At 58.8% G+C, this 18,303-nt stretch carries 13 protein-coding genes and 1 pseudogene; 3 read left to right on the top strand and 11 right to left on the bottom strand.

What is annotated here, in order from left to right:
• Window positions 1–29: 29 nt before the first annotated feature.
• From ABH944_RS32820 to ABH944_RS32790, 6 genes and pseudogenes are all read right to left on the bottom strand, one after another.
• On the bottom strand, window positions 30–635 hold the full coding sequence (locus ABH944_RS32820; RefSeq protein ID WP_404611438.1) for an Hsp20/alpha crystallin family protein: 606 nt from the start codon (window positions 633–635) through the stop codon (window positions 30–32).
• Between the two features lie 92 nt (window positions 636–727).
• Window positions 728–1,150, bottom strand: coding sequence for a PRC-barrel domain-containing protein (locus tag ABH944_RS32815; protein ID WP_404611436.1), 423 nt, complete (start codon window positions 1,148–1,150; stop codon window positions 728–730).
• Window positions 1,151–1,216: 66 nt separating this feature from the next.
• Window positions 1,217–1,792 (bottom strand): HdeD family acid-resistance protein, encoded by a 576-nt coding sequence (locus ABH944_RS32810; RefSeq protein WP_404611434.1) that lies wholly within the window; start codon window positions 1,790–1,792, stop codon window positions 1,217–1,219.
• 173 nt (window positions 1,793–1,965) lie between these two features.
• Entirely contained in the window at window positions 1,966–2,712 is a 747-nt protein-coding gene (locus tag ABH944_RS32805; RefSeq protein WP_404611432.1) for an AraC family transcriptional regulator, read from the bottom strand.
• Between the two features lie 432 nt (window positions 2,713–3,144).
• A pseudogene (locus ABH944_RS32800) lies at window positions 3,145–3,471 on the bottom strand (phosphate-starvation-inducible PsiE family protein); the annotation flags it as partial.
• Window positions 3,472–4,210: 739 nt separating this feature from the next.
• Entirely contained in the window at window positions 4,211–4,873 is a 663-nt protein-coding gene (locus ABH944_RS32790; protein ID WP_404611430.1) for a septal ring lytic transglycosylase RlpA family protein, read from the bottom strand.
• A gap of 218 nt (window positions 4,874–5,091) precedes the next feature.
• Here ABH944_RS32790 and ABH944_RS32785 point away from each other — a divergent pair, with 218 nt between their 5' ends.
• The 3 genes from ABH944_RS32785 (at window position 5,092) to ABH944_RS32775 (ending at window position 13,571) form a co-directional block, all read left to right on the top strand.
• Window positions 5,092–8,877 carry a chemotaxis protein CheB gene (locus tag ABH944_RS32785; RefSeq protein WP_404611428.1) on the top strand — a complete coding sequence of 1,262 codons (3,786 nt, stop codon included), beginning with the start codon at window positions 5,092–5,094 and terminating at the stop codon, window positions 8,875–8,877.
• 1,001 nt (window positions 8,878–9,878) lie between these two features.
• On the top strand, window positions 9,879–11,282 hold the full coding sequence (locus tag ABH944_RS32780; protein ID WP_404611426.1) for a GGDEF domain-containing protein: 1,404 nt from the start codon (window positions 9,879–9,881) through the stop codon (window positions 11,280–11,282).
• 186 nt (window positions 11,283–11,468) lie between these two features.
• Window positions 11,469–13,571 carry a putative bifunctional diguanylate cyclase/phosphodiesterase gene (locus ABH944_RS32775; RefSeq protein ID WP_404611424.1) on the top strand — a complete coding sequence of 701 codons (2,103 nt, stop codon included), beginning with the start codon at window positions 11,469–11,471 and terminating at the stop codon, window positions 13,569–13,571.
• 123 nt (window positions 13,572–13,694) lie between these two features.
• On the opposite strand, the gene ABH944_RS32770 is transcribed toward ABH944_RS32775, so the two are convergent.
• The 5 genes from ABH944_RS32770 to ABH944_RS32750 form a co-directional block, all read right to left on the bottom strand.
• Window positions 13,695–14,312 (bottom strand): methyltransferase family protein, encoded by a 618-nt coding sequence (locus tag ABH944_RS32770; protein ID WP_404611422.1) that lies wholly within the window; start codon window positions 14,310–14,312, stop codon window positions 13,695–13,697.
• A gap of 159 nt (window positions 14,313–14,471) precedes the next feature.
• Window positions 14,472–16,304, bottom strand: a complete 1,833-nt coding sequence (locus tag ABH944_RS32765) for a VWA domain-containing protein (RefSeq protein WP_404611420.1) — start codon at window positions 16,302–16,304, stop codon at window positions 14,472–14,474.
• Between the two features lie 13 nt (window positions 16,305–16,317).
• Window positions 16,318–16,923, bottom strand: a complete 606-nt coding sequence (locus tag ABH944_RS32760) for a TadE family protein (protein ID WP_404611418.1) — start codon at window positions 16,921–16,923, stop codon at window positions 16,318–16,320.
• 89 nt (window positions 16,924–17,012) lie between these two features.
• Window positions 17,013–17,501, bottom strand: a complete 489-nt coding sequence (locus tag ABH944_RS32755; RefSeq protein WP_404611416.1) for a TadE/TadG family type IV pilus assembly protein — start codon at window positions 17,499–17,501, stop codon at window positions 17,013–17,015.
• Window positions 17,498–18,235 carry a tetratricopeptide repeat protein gene (locus ABH944_RS32750; RefSeq protein WP_404611414.1) on the bottom strand — a complete coding sequence of 246 codons (738 nt, stop codon included), beginning with the start codon at window positions 18,233–18,235 and terminating at the stop codon, window positions 17,498–17,500. Before ABH944_RS32750 ends, ABH944_RS32755 begins: the two co-directional genes overlap by 4 nt.
• Window positions 18,236–18,303: the final 68 nt, after the last annotated feature.

Below are 18,303 nucleotides of genomic sequence, written 5' to 3'. Positions count from 1 at the left end.
TGTTTCACGATGTCGCCGTGCGCATCGTGCTATTTGATCTCGAGTCGCCGCTTCATCGCGGGTTCATTGGCCGCCTTGGGCACCCGCACGGTGAGCACGCCGTTCTCAAAATTTGCCTCGACGTGTTCGAGATCGACGCCGGACGGAAGCGGAATTGTCCGCTGGAACTGTCCGAACGCCCGCTCCACCCGGTAGCAGCCCTTCTCATCGCTCTTCGATTCGATTTGCTTCTCGCCAGTCAGTACCAGCATGTCGTCGACGACTTCGAGCTCCACGTCCTCGCGCGACAGTCCCGGCAACTCGACCACGATGCGCAGCGCGTCGCCGTCATCGATCACGTCGAGGCGCGGCTGAAAGCGGCTGGAGCTGAAGTCGCCGAACCAGTTGCTAAGCGGCCCTATCCCGCCGAACGGATCGCGTATCAGGTCGGTGAGAAGGTGCAGGGGATCCGGCAGCGGCCAGCGCGCCGTATCGAACGATGCCGGCCATGCGGGCGAGGGCGCATCCGGGGTCGACGGCGAGGGGGCCTGCTGTGAAGCCGCGGGCGCGACGTTCAGTTTCGCGCCCGCGCCCTTTTCCTCAGGGCTCTTGCGCAGGAAACGGAAGGGGTTCCACTTATCGAGGTCCAATAGCATCGCTATGCTCCTTGTTCCGATGAGCCGCCAGAGCGGCCAGGATCTTCAGTGACTCGTGCCGCGGCGTTCGCGGCTGATGTCAGCCCTTGATGTCAGCTCTTGGCATATTCGAACTCCGGCAGTTTTTTAAGCGCGTCCTTGTTTGCGCCGGCCAGGATTGCCTTCGGCGCCATCTGCTTGAACTGCTGAATGGGGATGGCGACGCGGTGCGCGGCCATCCCGAGAAAGCCGCCTACGTCGATAATCGCGGCGGAGAGCGAGCCATCGGGTGCAACGATCAGGTCGTCGACGCGGCCGATCTTTTCGTTCTTTTCGTTGTAGACATCGGTGTGGATCATTTGCGATGCGCGCCAACCCGTTGCGACCAGTTGCGCTTCGGTGACCGTCACACCGAGCGTCGCCTTGCCGGCGATTGGTGCATCCTGCGCGGTCGCGCCGCCGGCCACGAAGCTAGCAGCAGATAGCGCAAGCACGATTGTCGACAGCCTTGCGGCCGATGCGAGGATAGTCTTCATGACGTTCTCCAGAATGCACAACGGGAAACGTGGACGCCGGGCGCAGGATGGGTTCACGAATTGGACTCAAGAATGCAGCGGCGTCTTTTGCTCGTCGCGAAGGACGGCGTCGCGCCCGTTCCGTGCGGCGAGGCTGACGACAAACAGAAGCGAGCCGGTCACGATCGCGTAGGTGCTGATCATCCAGACGAGGGCGAGCGCTCCAGCACCCGGGGCGAGCAGCACGAAGATGCCAAATAGCACCGACAGGATGCCGATGACGAACAGCAGCCACTCCGTGCGTCCACGCCTCTTCAGCCGGATGCCGGTGACGACATCGAGCACTCCGGTGACGATCGCGTTCGCGCCCATCACGGCGATCAGCACGAGCGCCGTGACGCCCGGCGCCACGACGGCGATCAGGCCCGCGGCGATCGTGCACAGTCCGAGCAGCAACGGGATCCACCAGTCCTTGCGGATCGAACGATGGCGTATCGCTGCGCTGACCGCCGCGATGCCTCCGATGAGTGCATACGCCGCGAACATCACGACGAGAAGCAGCAGCGTGAGGCCAGGCCACAAGAGCGCGAGGAGACCGAACAGGATTCCCGCGGCGCCGCGCAGCATGAGCATCCACCATGCGCGTCCGAGCAGTTCGTCCATCGTTGGGCTCCTCGGTTGGATCGCCGGCATCCGGCTGATACAGCGCGCGTCATGTCTATGCGGCTCATATCGTCAAGCCTACATCCGCCACGCGCGCGCTTCTTTCGAGTTCCTGCCCAAAGGTGTCGGATTTCTGTGTTTGTTGTTCACACACCGATTTAGTCGCCAGCGGATCAGCGGATCGTCGGGCGGTGGTGCGCGACGCGGAAAGCGCGGGGCGTGCAGCCCGTATATCGATGAAACACTTCGGTGAAATGCTGCTGCGTCTGAAAGCCCGCGCGTGCAGCGACATCGATCAGCGGGAGGCTTCCTTCCGACAGCATCGACTGCGCCAATCTCAATCTTTCCGTTGTCAGGTAGAAGTGCGGCGGATGCCCCGTTGCGTTCTTGAAAGCCCGCGCGAAATGCGACGAGCTCATGTGCACGAGCGCGGCGAGATGCTCGATCTGGATGTTCTCGGCGATGTGCTCGCGTATGAAGTGTTCCACGACACTCAGCTTTGGCTGGGAGAGACTCGTACCCGCATCGCACCTATCGGCGTTGTGTCCGTACCGCAGCGCGAGATGGAGTGCGAATACGTCGGCGAACGCGGTGAGGCACATAGGGTCCGGGCTTCTGCCGACGTGCAACGCGATGAGCGTGACGGCCGCTTCGCGCAGGAAAGGGTCCCACGCTGTGAACCAGCATGGGATATCGCACGTCGCGGCGCCGAGCGCCTTTCGAGCGGTCTCCCTGAGCTTGGCCAAATCGAGCGCCACGACCAGGCCGCACGGATCGCCGTCAGTGTCGAGCTCGACGCGAGCCCATGCCGGCACGATCGCGATGAACGGCGCACTGACGCTTATATGCCGACAGGGGCGGGCGTTGCCGCCGACATCGCTCGCATGCGCGGTGGTCCGGTCCGCCGGGATGACACACAAGATCCTTCGTGCCGACTGAACGGCACCATCCGTGCAAGCTACCCCGATCGAATGGCAGCGAAGATCTTGCACGAGTGAAGAACGTGGTAATTGCTTCATGGGGCGCATTGCCAGGCGTGAATGGAGGTCGTGAGCTCTGAATCCTGGTATCCAGCCAATTCTAGGTGGTCAGGTTTCGTCTACGTAAGTTTTGCTTTGTTATATGGATGTCGGGAATGCTGCATATCTCCGGCGGAAATGCAGCGTCGGGCAATGCACGCGGGACGCGCAGACCGAACGTCGAAATCAGCCTGGTTCACAACGGACTGGTTTCGGACATAACATCGGTCGCGGACGCTGAGCGGAATCGCGCCCGTCCGAGACCTGCACCTAGCGCAGATCAAGCAACAAACTGCAAGTACTCGATGATCTCTCGGCGAGAAATTAGGTGAATCAGATGCGCTCTTCGTGATCCCGTGCGTCGATCGCGGCATCGACGGGATCGTCACGCTGCCGCATCAGCCAGTAGACGCTGCCAAGTGCAACCAGCGCGGCCGCGAGCGCGGCGATGCACTTCGGGTCCGTAGCTGGATCGAGGATGATGAACTTGCGCGCCATCGCGAGTATCGCCACGAGGATCACTGTCTTGACTTGCACGATGTGATCGCGTCTTAACATGACGCGGGTAATCGAGTGCTTGAATTCCATCGCGATCAACAGCGTCATCACCATCCCGAAGACCGCCTGGAAGATCGCGTGATCCAGAGGATTGAGTGCCTCCGATAGCTATTAACACATGTCTGCGGTTTGCCTTCAGGCGGGCCGACAGGATTGAACACGCCCCCACCATTATGATTTTCCTGCCGTGACCGTGGTCGACGACCCAGATGCCTATCGGATACGCCGCTAACCCCGAGACAAGGGGCCTGAGCGAAAGCGCTGCATTCGTTTCCGTGCGGCTCCAGCCCATCGTCCGCTCCATGGGAACCACGAAGAGCGAACACCCGTAGTGGACCGATCCCCACGATACAAGCTGCGCGACGGCATGCGCCCATGTCTCGCGGTGACCGGCAGGCTCAGCATTCTTGCTTCAGAGGTCAGCGGGTGAACTCGACACGCGGCTCAACGGGGTAGAGCGCCATGGATAGCCAAACACTGCGAATAATATAGAGATTCCTAATTATTTAACTGAGTGGGACACCAAGCGAACCACGTTGTAGCGGGGTGCTGAGTTGAGGCTGTTCCCGATCCCGGCGGCGATCCCGCCATCAGTTCATCCTGTATGAATGCTGCTCGAATCGGACGTTGCGAGCTACGATTTCCGCTGACTCAGGATGCGATCTTGGAACATGCGGGCAATTGACCTTGGTTGGTACGACAATGAGAAAGATTTGGCCATACGACAATGTCGGTTCGTGGCCGAGCACCGCCAAATTGCGACCTTCTCTGCTCGCCCCTCGGGGAACCGCCAGACTCGGCCTTAAAGAGAATCTGTTGTCATTGTGTCGCCAACTGACTATCAGGGATGGCTATCCTGCAAGTCGACCGACGATTTGCCATGCTGGGTTTTGTCGCCGGACTGCGGAACCTCCAGCGGCTTGACTTCGACGGGGGCAGTGCCATTTTCTTTCAAGCCGAGCTTATCGGCGGTCTTGGGCGACACGTCGACAATTCGATCCTTGACGTAGGGGCCGCGATCCCTGATTTCGACCACCGCGTTGTTGCCGTTTTCCAGATTCGTGACCCGGGCCTTGGTGCCAAGCGGCAGAGTTTTGCTCGCGGCGACATTGGATTGCGGATTCATACGCGTACCGTCGGCCATCTTTTTTGAGTAAAACTTCTGGCCGTAGTAGGAGGCCTTGCCCTTGCGTGCCTTGCCAGTGCGGTCAAGACCGGTGCGCTGAGCCACCTTCGAGTTCGCATGCGTGGCATTGGTGGACGCCGGCTTTTGCGCCGGCAGCGCCGTGCTCAGGTAGCAAGACAGGACCAGGAACAGAAGCGTTCGAAGCTTGCGTCTTCGACCTAGCTGTAAACGTGTGTGGTCGACGTGGTCGCCAGGCTCGTACACCACCAATCCCGGCGACATCTCAACCGGCGCCATTCGCGTTTTCAGACACACCAATTCCGCTTCGGGGGACAGGCCCAGTAGCCGGTTCTCCGTGGTATGAAGATTATTTTCCATTTGCCACTCCTCTTCAGCCCGTCAATGGCAGTGAGCACCCATCGTGCCGCGGTGGCATAACGGACGCCAGGTTTAACGGACAGGTGCATAATCGGGCCGCAGTCAGCCAGTCTTTACTTTCAAATGGTAATGTTTGATGGCTAACTTCGTTTTTTGCTCCGCGTTATCCGACCAGAGCCGGCGAATCAAAGACGACTGCACTTCGTCACGGAGCAACGGTGACAACCATCGCCATAGCAGACGAAGAATCCACGCGATCTTTCACGGTAGTGGGAATTGGCGCTTCCGCAGGCGGACTCGAGGCGATCTCGGAGTTACTCGCAGGAATTGCGCCTTCCAGCGGCATGGCCTTCCTGGTCGTCCAGCATCTGGCGCCGTTCCGGCCCAGCCTGCTTCCGGCGATTCTGTCGAAACATACTTCGATGGCAGTCATCGAAGCCATCGACGGTATGGTCATCGAAATCGACCATGTCTACGTGATCCCGCCCAACACGAGCATGTCGATCGCACAGCGCTGTATCAGGCTGCAGCCGCGAGGAGAAACTCTTGTGCCGCCGATGCCGATCGACGACCTGTTCGATTCGCTCGCCAGCGATTTGGGCGTCGACGCGATCGGCGTGATTCTGTCAGGCAACGGCTCGGACGGTGCGCTTGGCCTCCAGGCCATCCAAGGTGAAGGCGGCATCACCTTTGCGCAGGACACGGTGTCGGCTCGCCACAGCAGCATGCCGCGCGCGGCAGTCAGCCTCGGTTGCGTCGACAGCGTGCTGGCGCCGCGTGACATCGCCCGCGAGATCGCCCGCATTGGAAGCTACCCTAAGCGCGCGCTGGATCAACTCGAATTGATGGGATCCGCTACGGATCCTGGTGACCGGAGCCTACGCCCCCTGTTTCGCCTGCTACGCCGCGCCTGCAACATCGACTTTACCTACTACAAGCGTGGCACTATCCAACGCAGATTGTCGCGCCGCATGGCGTTACGCGAAATGACCTCGGTTGTCGACTATGTTGCCCTGCTCGGTTCCGACGCCGCGGAAACGCTGGCATTAGGCCGGGACCTGCTGATTCGCGTGACCGAGTTCTTCCGGGATCCAGAAACGTTCGACGCACTGACCCGCACTGTCTTCCCGCGGTTGATCGGTGAGCAGGACACGCCCGCACCCATCAGGATCTGGGTGCCCGGCTGCGCGAGCGGCGAGGAGGTGTACTCGATCGCCATCTGCCTCCTGGAGTATCTGGACGAGCGTGTCTCCAGCACGCAGATCCAGTTCTTCGGCACGGATGTCAGTGCCGATGCGCTGGAAACGGCGCGCGCCGGGCGCTACATCGAAAACATTGCGCGCAACGTCTCGCCCGCGCGGCTCGAACGGTTCTTTGTGCGAGATGGCGATCACTACTGCATCAACAAGTCGGTCAGAAGCCTCTGCACGTTCGCGCGCCACAACGTCGCGACCGATCCGCCGTTTTCGAGGATCGACCTGATCAGTTGCCGCAACCTGCTGATCTACCTGGACCCGATGCTCCAGCGAAGCGTCATGCCGCTGTTTCACTATGCGTTGGCTCCCGACGGTGTGCTCATGCTGGGGCCGTCAGAATCGGTGGGTACATCCTCCGAGTTATTCAGCGTGATTCCTAGTGTGTCGAGCAAGCTCTTTGGCAAGAAGCCCCGTCCTGGACGTCCCCGGATGGGCCTGCCCGCGTCGACGGTCACACCGCAAACATTTATCTCCGCCAGACCTGCGCCCGGTGGTCGCGAGACTCCGACGCGTGCCGAACTGCTACGGCGAGAAATCGACCGCATGACCTTAGCTCGGTACACACCACCAAGCGTCCTGTGCGACGAGGAGTTGAATATTCTCGAGTTTCGCGGTGACACCTCCGCTTATCTGGTCAATCCGAGTGGACCGCCGAGCAGCAGTCTCAAGCGACTGGCGCGACCGGAAGTTTTTCTGGCCATTGACGAGGCAGTTAGGCAGGCGCGTCGCGAGGCGACGGTCATCCGTAGAGCAAGCCTGCGGTTAAGCATCACTGGTGACGCTAAAAAAGCTGCGCTCGAGGTACATCCGGTACAGGTCGCCGACCTGCCGGGGCGGTGGTATCTGATCTTCTTCGAAGCGCCGGCAGATGGCCTCAACTCACTGCCTCAGACGAGGCGCGAATCCCTGACAAGCGTCGTCGTGCACGCTTTACGGCGAGTCAAGGGACGACCGGGCCACGGAGCTCCCGGTGACAAGGACCTTGAAATCGCCCGACTCGACGCCGAGCTCGAGGGCAGCCATCGGCATTTGCTGGCGGTACTCGAAGAACATGAGCGAGCACGGGAAGACCTGAGGGCAAGCGAGGAAGAACTGCTGTCGAGCAACGAGGAATTCCAGAGCACCAACGAGGAACTCGAGACCGCCAAGGAAGAGCTGCAGTCTGTCAACGAGGAGTTGACGACAACCAATGACGAGCTGCGTTATCGCAACCATGAGCTCAAGACCGCCAACGACGAGGTCGCTCGCGCGCGCGACTTCTCGCAGGCGATCGTCGAGACCATGTCCGAACCTCTGCTCGTGCTCGAGGCTGATCTCAAGATCACCCTGGCTAACCGCGCGTTTTATCAAACCTTCCAGACATCGCCCGACATAACCATCGGCACGAAGCTGTACGCCCTGGGCAACGAGCAGTGGAATATTCCCGCGCTGCGGGAGCTGCTCGAGGAGCTTTTGCCGCAGAGGACCAGTGTTCGGGACTATCAGATCACTCACGAATTCCCGGGCATCGGACTACGAACGATGCAATTAAGTGCGATGCGCATCGCGTGGCCGGCCCAGGCGCTCATCCTGCTGACCATCGCCGATGTGACGCAGCAGCATCAGGCATTCGGCCGGTTGCAATCAGCGGATCAACAAAAAGACGAATTCCTCGCGATGCTCGCGCATGAGTTGCGCAATCCCCTCGCAGCCATTCGCAACGGTTTGCAGGTCTGGGAACGGGAGAGCGCTGACAAGGAAACACAAAAGATTGCACGCGTGGGAGCACAAAGGCAACTCGATCACGAGATCCGTCTGGTCGAGGATCTGCTGGATGTGTCGCGAATCACGCGCGGCATCATTGTTCTTAAGAGCGAGCCGATCGACCTGGTCGAGACAGTGCGTCGTGCGATCGAGGCAATGCGCCCGGAATTCGAGGACTGCCAACACGAAGTCACGCTTGCATTCCCGATGGGCGTGCTGCCGATCGACGGGGACGCGATGCGGATCGAACAGATCGTCACCAACCTGTTGGGTAACGCAATCAAATACACGCCGCCGGGCGGTCATATCCGGATCTCGATCGAAAGGCATCTCGATGACGCGCTGCTCACCGTGGTCGACAGCGGCATTGGCATGACGGCCGAACTCATCCCGACGATCTTCGATATCTTTGTCCAGGCCGAGCGCTCGCTGGATCGCAAGGCTGCGGGCCTCGGTCTTGGCCTGGCGCTGGTGCATCGCCTGGTCGGATTACATGGCGGCACCGTACGTGCGTATAGCGAAGGACTTAACCGGGGTAACAAATTCGTGGTTCGCCTGCCGGCCATGCCACGCGGTACTGCGGCTGAAGAGCCGGACCATGTGGCGATCCATTCTGCGCCGCCGCTTGGCACCATGCGCATTCTTGTTGTGGATGACAACGTCGATGCGCTGGAAAGCAGCGCGGCTCTGCTGCGGATCGACGGGCACGATGTGCAGACTGCGCGGGATGGCCCGGCCGCGCTTCTTTGTGTCGAACAATTCAGCCCTGAAGTCGTGTTACTCGATATCGGCCTGCCCGGGATGGACGGCTACGAGGTCGCTCGCCGTATACGCGCGATGCCTGATCAGCACGATACTTTGCTGATTGCCCATAGCGGGTACGGTGAGGAGGAACACCTCCAGCGAGCCACACAAGCGGGTTTCGATCACCACCTGATCAAGCCGGCCGACCTTAGCCAGCTAAGTGCATTGGTTGCGGTGTGTCGCGAGAGACGCGTCCGTTAATCGCCCATTCAACCGGTCCCATTTAATCGGTCCCATTCGCCACACACCATCAAGGAGCCGTCAAAGAGCAATATTTACATACGGGCTCCATTCTCGGTGCCAAATTCGGCGAATTCCCCTCAATTTTTACAATGCATCGCCAGCATTGATCAATGGATTTGCTCTGACATAAAACGTTTGCGTCCTTTTGCGATTTTGCAGCGGCGACCATACTCGCGCCTCGTACTTACACGCCTAAAAGGCTGGTGCTGTCTCATCGAACCGCCATCGCGCATGTCGTGAATGATTGTGTGATGTGCATAATGAGTTTGTTTAACGTATCCGGGACGTCGAACTTGTGGGCATGTCTCGCTGATCACGCCAGCGAGAACTGCATTTCCTCCCGGGTCCAGGACCAGCTGGAGATGCTATCCACCGGGAGTCCAATCTCGCAGTATCTCGATGGACGCCATTGCTACCAGGTCTTTTGAATTACCTGCTACCCAAATACCCTGTGCTCACGAAAACAACACCACAATTGGCCACAAAAAAATATTCGTAAATGATGAACAGGTCCCCCGAACGTTTGCAAGAACTGCTTGTATGTGCGGTGGCCCGTATACGGCATTAGTTACTGAAATATAAAGCAACAATTAAATGTAAAACAAGCTAGTCTCAGTCAACCGCCGCAAAGAACTGTGCGAAATCAGGTCCGACCCGATAGTAGTCACTCTAAAAGCGAACGCAGGCCAATTGGTATCCTTTCCCTCAATACGAATTAGACCAAGTCGATTTGAAATCCGTATAAAAACGAACACCACGAATAGTGAAACCCGGTTGAGGGCAGGGGGAAGCTGCTTGCGCGATATGGCGAAAAATCGGTAGTTCTCGCCCCTTGAGAATCAATGGATAGCCTTCGTAAATGACTAAGAACTCGACGGTATCTACAGCCAGAATAAGAGGGGCGTTGGAATCGTTTTATGCGAAACGGCCGGGAATATCAAAGTTAATGGAGGTGGCGTATGAGGATGAACATAGCTGTTCGTGAAGCGCCTCCCGCGATCTGGCGGCTGCTAAAAGTCTATACGCAACTGTTGCTGACCGGGTTTGCGCTAGTCCCCGCTTGTCTGATCGCCTATCTGTATTTCGCACAAGATCCGACGCTCAAATTCGAGAATCACATATTCCATGAAATCGCCATCGCGGCCGCCACGCTTGAGGGCTTTTTCGCCACCTATGTGACATGGACGTGCTACCGGTCCTCGGGTGAGCCCCTGCTACGCTGGCTCACATTGGGTTTTCTCGGCTTCGTATTGATCTACGCATTGCATGGCGCACTCACCGGCATGGCGCATCACAATATGTGGCTGTTTCTACTCTATGGACCGGCTTCCCGCCTCGTGATGTCGATCCTGCTGTTTGTCGGACTGCTCTCGTACCATCGTCCGCCCGAGCGGGTCGAGAAACGCTCGAACGCTCGCGACTGGATGATGTGGCTCGGGTTCTTCGTACTGGTTGATATCGCAGTCGCTTACGTGGCGAACTCGGCCGTCGCCAGCAGCCCGATGGTGCGTCTATCAATGGAAGGGGGCGCCCTGGTTTTTTCGATATTGAACGTGACGACGTTGATGTTGCGCCGGATTCGGTCGCCGCTCATGGTGATCTATGGCATTTCGATCGTATGGTTCGCGCTATCTTCACTCGCATTCATTCTTGGGCAACCGTGGAATCATATGTGGTGGCTTGCGCACGCCATCTTCGCCGCGGGTTTTTTTCTGCTCAGCTATGGCGTTGTGGAGGCTTTCCGCACCACACGCTCATTCTCGACCATTTACAGCCAGGAGGAATTGACTGCCCGGCTGGCCGAGGCAATGGCCCGTACCGAAAGCGCGTTGCAGGAACTGCAGCACACTAATCAAAAGCTCGAGCGTCTTGCCGCCACTGACCCCTTGACCGGCGCTGCGAATCGACGTCAGTTCATCGAAAGCGTCGAGGCCGAGATCGGGCGGACCAAACGAGGCGGCGCTCCCTTTTCCCTGCTGGCACTTGACCTCGATAACTTCAAGGCGATCAATGACTCGTACGGCCACCAGATCGGCGACGAGGTCCTGCGGCGCTTCGTACAGACGTGCCTTGAGGCGATCCGCCCTTACGACGGTTTCGCTCGCGTAGGTGGAGAGGAATTCATGGTGCTGCTTCCACAGTCGCTGCTCGAAGCGGCTCGCACAATCGGCGAGCGTGTTCGAGTGGCCATCGCACGCAGTACATTCGAGGCCGGGATCGGGCACCTGGTCGAGGTCACCGTCAGCATTGGAGTCTCGCAGTTCGGGCACGATGGCGACACGATCGACACGCTTCTTCGTGTCGCTGACGAACGACTCTATCGCGCAAAACACCAGGGCCGCAACTGCGTGGTTGCGGCGTAGGGGCGACGCCCGTCAAACCCTCATAAGACTCCCGCAGAAGCAAGAAGTAGCGGGGGGCATACCGAGCTCCTCAAAAAGGAGCCAATCCATTAAAGAGAGTTGAATGTTTGCGGCTTCTGACCATTGCGTTTAAACCTCCCTGTCAACGCAAGCGTTATGCGGCATCCATTTAAGGGGAGCACGGTCATGAGCGGTATCTATAATCCTTTACTGGTTTTTCTTTCACTCATCGTCGCGTTCCTCGCCTCCTATACGGCGTTGGAACTATCAGGGTGGATCTTTTCGTTGCAGCAGGAACGGCAACGTGTGCACTGGCTGCTCGGCGGTGCAATCGCAATGGGAATCGGTATCTGGTCGATGCACTTTATCGGCATGATGGCTTTCGCGCTGCCCATCCTGGTTGGATACGATCTTTCCTTCACAGCAGCTTCGTTTCTACTGGCTGCCGTGGTTTCGCTCCTTGCCCTAGCCACTGTGACCCGGGGAAGACTCTCCCCCGTGCGCGTCGCCTCCGCCGGCACCGTCATGGGGTTGGGGATCGCGGGCATGCATTACACCGGGATGGCTGCGCTGCAGATGTCTCCGCCAATTCGGTATACGTGGTGGATCGTGATTGCGTCGATTGCCATTGTGATTGCAGCATCGATTGCCTCGCTGTGGCTCGCCTTCACGCTGCGCACGTCCGCGCGGCAAAGCATCATCGCCAAGCGTCTTGGCGCCGCGATCATCATGGCGCTGGCAATCACAGGCATGCACTACGCCGGTATGGGCGCAGCCAACTTCGCGACGGGAAGCATTTGCCTTTCTGTCAACAAACTCGACACGAATTGGTTGGCGCTGGTGGTGTCGGCGAGTTCGTTGACAGTGCTGATTGGAACACTCGCTTTCCTCGGATTGCATACAAGCAGCCTGTCCAACTCCCTGCGGCGTGCAAACAGCCAGTTGGACCATCTCGGCACGCACGACACGCTGACGGACCTGCCCAATCGGCTTTGGCTCACAGCCCACATCGAGCGAGCGATGGAGGCCTGCGCCCGGAGAGGTTCGATGATCGCTGTGCTGCTTGTCAACCTCGATGGTTTCAAGACCATCAATGATTCGCTTGGCCATGCCGTTGGGGACGATTTCCTCAAGACCTGCGCGAGCCGGCTGGGCCAGAACTTGCGGCACGACGATATGGTCGCCCGTATCGGCGGGGACGAATTCGTGATTGTCGTGGGCGGACTGCTCGACCCGTCAGTCGCCGGACAGATCACCGATAACGTGCTGCGCGAGCTCTGCCGCGAAATAGTCATCAATGGCGTACGGCTACGGGTGAGCGCGAGTATTGGAATCGCGGTGTTTCCGCGCGACGGCGATGACGTCGCTACGTTGTTGCACAACGCGGATGCAGCGATGTACGACGCCAAGCAGAGTGGCCGCAATACCTTCCGTTATTTCGAGCCTGCCATGAGTACTACCGCGCTCAGCACGCTGATCCTGCAGCGTGACCTGCAACGCGCTTTCGAGCAGGGGCAACTGAGCCTGTCTTTTCAGCCGAAATTCAAGATTGCCAACTTGTCTCTGAGCGGGGCTGAAGCGTTGATTCGATGGCAGCATCCGGAAATCGGCGACATTCCTCCCCTGGAATTCATTCCTGCTGCCGAGCGCTCCGGGCAGATCGTCCAGATCGGCAATTGGGTCATTGCAGAAACGTGCCGCCTGATCGGCAGGTGGGACGCGTTAGGATTGCCGGCGGTCCAGATCGCGATCAACCTGTCGCCGGTGCAGTTCAACGTACCGGACCTGGTCGACCATATCGACGCCATAGTACGGAGCGCGGGTGTCGCGCCCGAGCGCGTGATGTTCGAAATCACCGAAACCGTCGCGATGCAAAACGCCGACAAAACGACCGCGATCATCCAGAAATTCCAGTCACGCGGCTTTGACATGGCCATCGATGATTTTGGAACAGGCTATTCGAGCCTGGCATACCTGCAAAGGTTTCGAGTCAGACAGATCAAGGTGGATCGTTTTTTCGTCAACGATCTGGATGTTCACGAAAGGCAGGGGAGCGCGCTCTTGTCGGCGATCGTGACACTTGCGCGCGCGCTGAACATGGAGGTAGTGGCAGAAGGTGTCGAAACAATAACCCAGTTGAACAAGCTAGCCTGTCTGAATTGCGATCAGGCGCAGGGCTTCTTGTTGAGCAAGCCGTTACCTGCCGCAGCCTTTCAGCAATTCTTGAACGGCATCGACAGGATGTCGCATGGCAAACCAGAAACGCGAGCTGTCGTTGAGCCTGGTTAGCAGGTTCGATCAAGCGAAGTGTCGTGGTGGAACACTGTCACCCGACGGAGCGCGAGTCGCGTGGTCAGATCAATAGTTGGCCGATAGCCGGGGAATAGTGCAAGCGCTTGAACACTCGTGCCATCAAAACACGCCACGAATCAGTCGATAGCACACGCGACTCATATAGTCGCGATAAGTGGCGTCCTTTGAAAGTAATTGCTCTTCCTTTACGATCCGTACGGCTTGCAGAGCCCACTGCACCAACACTATCGCGAGGTTGCGAACACCGAAGTTCGCAGCGAGAAACCCGATGTCGGTGACCAGGTAGCCCAAGTACATCGGATGGCGGATGACGCGATATGGTCCAACCACGACTACGCCGCGATTAGCAGGTAAAAGACCGAACGAACGCCTTAGCGACCACTTTGCATAGATCTGCAATAGCACGCCGGCAACCTGGATTCCTGCTGCCAGCGCCTCGGGAACCAGCCTGACACCGGGTTCAATGCTGAACGCGAGAAAGTAAAAGGTCGCACAGATGGTGACAACGAGACTAAGAGGCTTCCAGTCACGCTCACGTGGAACGCGGGAAAACATGGCGAGACCGACGGTCAAGACCTCCGCAAAGGCGAAAACCAGTAGCGTGATCCGAGAGGTGTCTCTCATGAATTGATGAACGCTCAAAGCCACGAACAGCCCCAGCAGTGCCATCGTAAGACCGCGGATACCAATTTCCGCTGCGAGTTGCGTGCGCGTCATGCTCACTCGGTGAGCCGGACTTGGCGGCCCTTGTGCAGCTTCGACGCTGCCGATTTTGACAACGGGCCGAGTCGTCGTGGCGGGGCTGTTTGGGTTCATGCGTAGGCACCAAATGAGTGGTTCTATGTTCAGCGCTGCGGGTGCGGTGCGCTACTGCTGCTACTGCGTCAATCGCAACTCGCCTAAGTTGCCGGCGATCTGCTGGAAGATGCTATTGAGCGTCGCGTTGTCCGGCGCGTGATAATAATTTCCTGGACTGGCGCAGCTTTGCATCGCCTGCTGCGCAATGGAACTTGAAGCGTCGTTGCCAAATGTGATCGCGTAGACGGTCACACCGCTCTGCTTGATTGCAGAACATACGGCCGCCTGAAACGTGTTGACGTCGTCCGGCCATCCTGCGTTGTTGCCGCTCGACGGATCAGCCGGATTGCCGCCATGCAACTCTGACGAATCGGTCAGGCCATTGCTGAGGGTGGATCCGTCCGCTCGCACCACAGTAGGTGCAGCGAGACTGCGCGAGCCGACACCAGAGAGACCGTTGAAATACAGGTCGTTGGGAATCGTTCCAGCCGCGCCGATCTGGTTCTCGCCATCCGTCAGGACGATCATCACGCGCTGTATTCCTTGCGTGGACTCCGGCTTAGGGAAACTAGGATCGGCCGAGATCCAGCCACTGCCGTTGGCTAAATTGTTGGACCATGACGAAGACAGCATGCGCCAGCCCCACAGCAAGCCTTCTGGAATGATTGTGGACCCACCCGCCGTCATGTTGGCGATGGCCTGATTGAGAGCGGATTGATTACTTGTCAGGAAAGTAACGGGCTGCAAGATGCAGTCGCTGTTTTGTGTCAGGGTCGAGGTTCCGTACCCGCTGTTGCTCACCTGGTCGTAGTAGGCACCTATACCGGTGCCTGGCAAGCTCGGCAAGTAACCGCTGCAATCGTTTGGTTCACCATCGTTATCGAGCGTGACAGGCACACCGCGCACCGTCGACGTGAGCGGCAGGACACAAAAATTGAAGTAGGTGTATGAGCGAATCTGGAGGCCGGCGGGTGGCACGTTGTAGTAATACGGTGTGAATTTTTGCGTGCCGGAGGGGGAGTAGGCGCTCGGATACAAGAAGCCGTTCGCGTCACGGGGTTCGACCGCGCAGCCCGCCCAGCCCGGGTGGTTTCTGTCGGCGTTCATCTGGACATTGGTCGAGTTGTACGCGAACGACGGATTCATCCAGGTGCCCCCCGCCGGCAATGCGCCAAGCACGTTCACTGTGCTGGCGAAGGGCACGAGACCGACATAGTAGCTCGATGCGCCCTGTGCATACAGATTCTGCACGAGACTCGTCGCGGCTGCCTGGAGGCCTGCCATCTTGCTCGCCCCGTTTGCCGACCCGTTTGCGGAAGCGTTCATCGAGCCTGTGTTATCCAGCACCATCACGAGTTCAAGTGTGCTTTGCGGTAAGCGCAATGCCGAGTTGCTGGCCGACACAGTCGATACAGTGTTCGATGAGGGCGGCTGGGACGATCCCGTTCCGCTGGTCGCTGTGCCATTGCCAAAAATGATTGGAGCGAGCAGCGACATCGTCCCTGAAGTCGACAGGTTGATGGTTTGCCCGGCACCAGCTGTGCCAGTCACCGTAGCGGCAAAATTTCCAGCGGGAAGGGTCACCCTCAAATAGCTCGCCGGCATGTTGGCGTTGAAATAGGCCTGCGCGTCAGCTTGCCACTGCGTCAGGTTACTTCCGGTGGTCGAACTGTAGTGCGCCAGATCGGCTCCGGCAGAAAGCGTCGCAACGTCGAGCGCCATCTGGATACGGGCTTGGCTCATTTCGTAGCTGATCGTGTCCAGCGCAGTGCACATTGACCCGATCAACAAGCTCGCACATATTGCGAACATGAGCGCTATCGCACCCTCGTCACCCACAATCAACGCGGCCGCAGAGCAATCTTCCGGTGAACCTGTCAAGCGGCGCGAGCGATCCATGGTTCGTTTCATAGGAAGCTCACGGTTACTGCGCCGGGCAGAGTTCGAGCGGCTGGCCGGAGCGCGTGCGCGCATAGACACGCTCATAGATGGTCTGCACACCGGGTGCTGTCTTCCAGAACACCGACGTCATCGAAAATGGCGTGTATGAGTAGAAGACTTCCACGATGATCGCCGAGTCGCCGGTACGAAAGGGCCAGGCAGATGGCAGGATGCTTGTGGATGTCACCTGCGTCGTCATTACGCTCGAGTTCCACGGGGCCGTGGCTTGCCAGTAGATCTTCGGTGTGGCAGCCGTAAGCGACTGCGGTGACGCCGCCGACGGAACGCACGGCGTGATCGGGTTGCACGTCGTCGCAGCCTTATCGCAGACAGACGTGACGATCACGCCGCCTTGCGAGGACAGCGCGTTGGGTGCCGCGAGCAGCATGGCGGCGCTCCAGAGGGAACCGAGGTTGTTGACGCTACTGGTAGAGTTGTCATTCAGGATCTGGGGCATTTGCCCGATCGAGTCCGCGAGCACAAACGCCGTATGCTCGACAATACTTACCGCTCGCATGTACATATACAACTCGGTGAAACCGAGCAGGACCAGCAGCATCAGCGGAACGATAATCACGAATTCGATCATTACACTGCCGCGATCTGATCTCATCAGCCGGCCGATGATCGCATTGGACTCTACGATCGGATGTCGCAACCTGGTTCGCAAGAGGCTCGTCATTTTTCGTTCTGGACAATGTAGTTGCGTTGGAAGGTGAGGGTGTTCACGCCGAGCAGTTGAGGAATGCCGGAAAATCCCGGCATGGTCACCGTGATGTTGTACGAAACAATGTCCCCAAGATTTCCCGGTCCCTGTTGAAAGGTCGGCGTATTAACGTTGCCATAGGTGCCGTAGTCAAGCTCCGTGATGTTGACCGTCGCGCCTATGGCGGTCCATCTCCCAAGAATGCTCGTGACGATGCTTTGCGCCTGGGCCGCTCGTGTGCCCGATGCTGGATTCGACGTCGTCAAGCCAGCTCGTGAAGCTGCTTGCGCGGCGATTTGCACCGACGCGTCAACGATCATGTCGAGAGCGAGTTCTACCATCCCCAGGACGAGGATGAACATCACCGGAGCAAAGATCGCGAATTCGATCGCCGAAGTGCCCCGGCTATCGGCTAGCACCACGCCAACCACACCTCCCGGACGCGAGCTGCTGGTGGTCATCGCGCGGTGACGGCCTGAAGGTCAGTAGGCGGCACAGACGCTTTGGATGCGGAAGGAAAGGAGTGCATCTCCGTCCCCGGCTTTACGATGCGTTCGCGTTGAATTTCGTAGAACCGAAGATTGTCCTGTACCGATGCCTTCGGCAGGTCCGCTCCTAGTATTTCTGCTGCCGCTTCCGTATTGCCGAGCATGCCGTATGCGAGTGCGAGGTCTTGGCGAGCCTGGGGCGGCGCACCGGGATAGCGCGTCAGGTCAAGCAAGACATTGGCGCCCTCGCGAGGATCCCCGCCCAGCGTCAGTGACAATCCAAGGTTGAGGCTCAGGCCCGGATCCCCTGGATTCGCCTTGAGCGCCTGTCGCAACTCGGCTTGCGCGGCAACGTGGTCGCCTGTCAGGTCGAGCGCCGCGCCCAGGCCCGCGGAGGCAAGCGGCGCATCGGGCGTCAGCGCCAGCACCTGTCGATAGGTCGAGATTGCATCGTCGAAGCGCCGCTGGTGGATTGCCACGCGTGCAATGCCGACCATCGCCGCGATTGCATTGGGTTCGACCTGTCTTGCCCGCTCGTAGTAGACCGCCGCTCGCGTGAAGTCGCCGACGGCGTAGAGCGTGTTGCCCAAGCCCGTCAGACCCGGAACCGAGCGGGGGTCCCCGTCCACCACTTTTTCGAAGAGTGTTGTTGCAAGCTCCACGTTGCCCGAATCGAGCGCGGTGTCCGCAATGCGAAGCTCGCTCATATTGCTCGGTGCCGTATTTCGAGTGACGGGACGCGTCTCCGCGGCATGCTGGGTTGTTGTGCAAGCGC

The organism is Caballeronia udeis (assembly GCF_044909315.1).
In the GTDB taxonomy this organism is placed as follows: Bacteria; Pseudomonadota; Gammaproteobacteria; order Burkholderiales; family Burkholderiaceae; genus Caballeronia; species Caballeronia udeis_A.
The sequence above is the reverse complement of the archived record's forward strand: the minus strand, read 5'-3'. Positions and strand labels throughout refer to the sequence as shown.

Coding starts and splice junctions, on each gene's coding strand:
- ABH944_RS32775 (WP_404611424.1), top strand. CDS start 11,469: ATGAGCGGTATCTATAATCCTTTACTGGTTTTTCTTTCACTCATCGTC.
- ABH944_RS32815 (WP_404611436.1), bottom strand. CDS start 1,150: ATGAAGACTATCCTCGCATCGGCCGCAAGGCTGTCGACAATCGTGCTT.
- ABH944_RS32755 (WP_404611416.1), bottom strand. CDS start 17,501: ATGACCACCAGCAGCTCGCGTCCGGGAGGTGTGGTTGGCGTGGTGCTA.
- ABH944_RS32780 (WP_404611426.1), top strand. CDS start 9,879: ATGAGGATGAACATAGCTGTTCGTGAAGCGCCTCCCGCGATCTGGCGG.
- ABH944_RS32820 (WP_404611438.1), bottom strand. CDS start 635: ATGCTATTGGACCTCGATAAGTGGAACCCCTTCCGTTTCCTGCGCAAG.
- ABH944_RS32790 (WP_404611430.1), bottom strand. CDS start 4,873: ATGGAAAATAATCTTCATACCACGGAGAACCGGCTACTGGGCCTGTCC.
- ABH944_RS32750 (WP_404611414.1), bottom strand. CDS start 18,235: ATGAGCGAGCTTCGCATTGCGGACACCGCGCTCGATTCGGGCAACGTG.
- ABH944_RS32770 (WP_404611422.1), bottom strand. CDS start 14,312: ATGACGCGCACGCAACTCGCAGCGGAAATTGGTATCCGCGGTCTTACG.
- ABH944_RS32765 (WP_404611420.1), bottom strand. CDS start 16,304: ATGAAACGAACCATGGATCGCTCGCGCCGCTTGACAGGTTCACCGGAA.
- ABH944_RS32810 (WP_404611434.1), bottom strand. CDS start 1,792: ATGGACGAACTGCTCGGACGCGCATGGTGGATGCTCATGCTGCGCGGC.
- ABH944_RS32760 (WP_404611418.1), bottom strand. CDS start 16,923: ATGATCGAATTCGTGATTATCGTTCCGCTGATGCTGCTGGTCCTGCTC.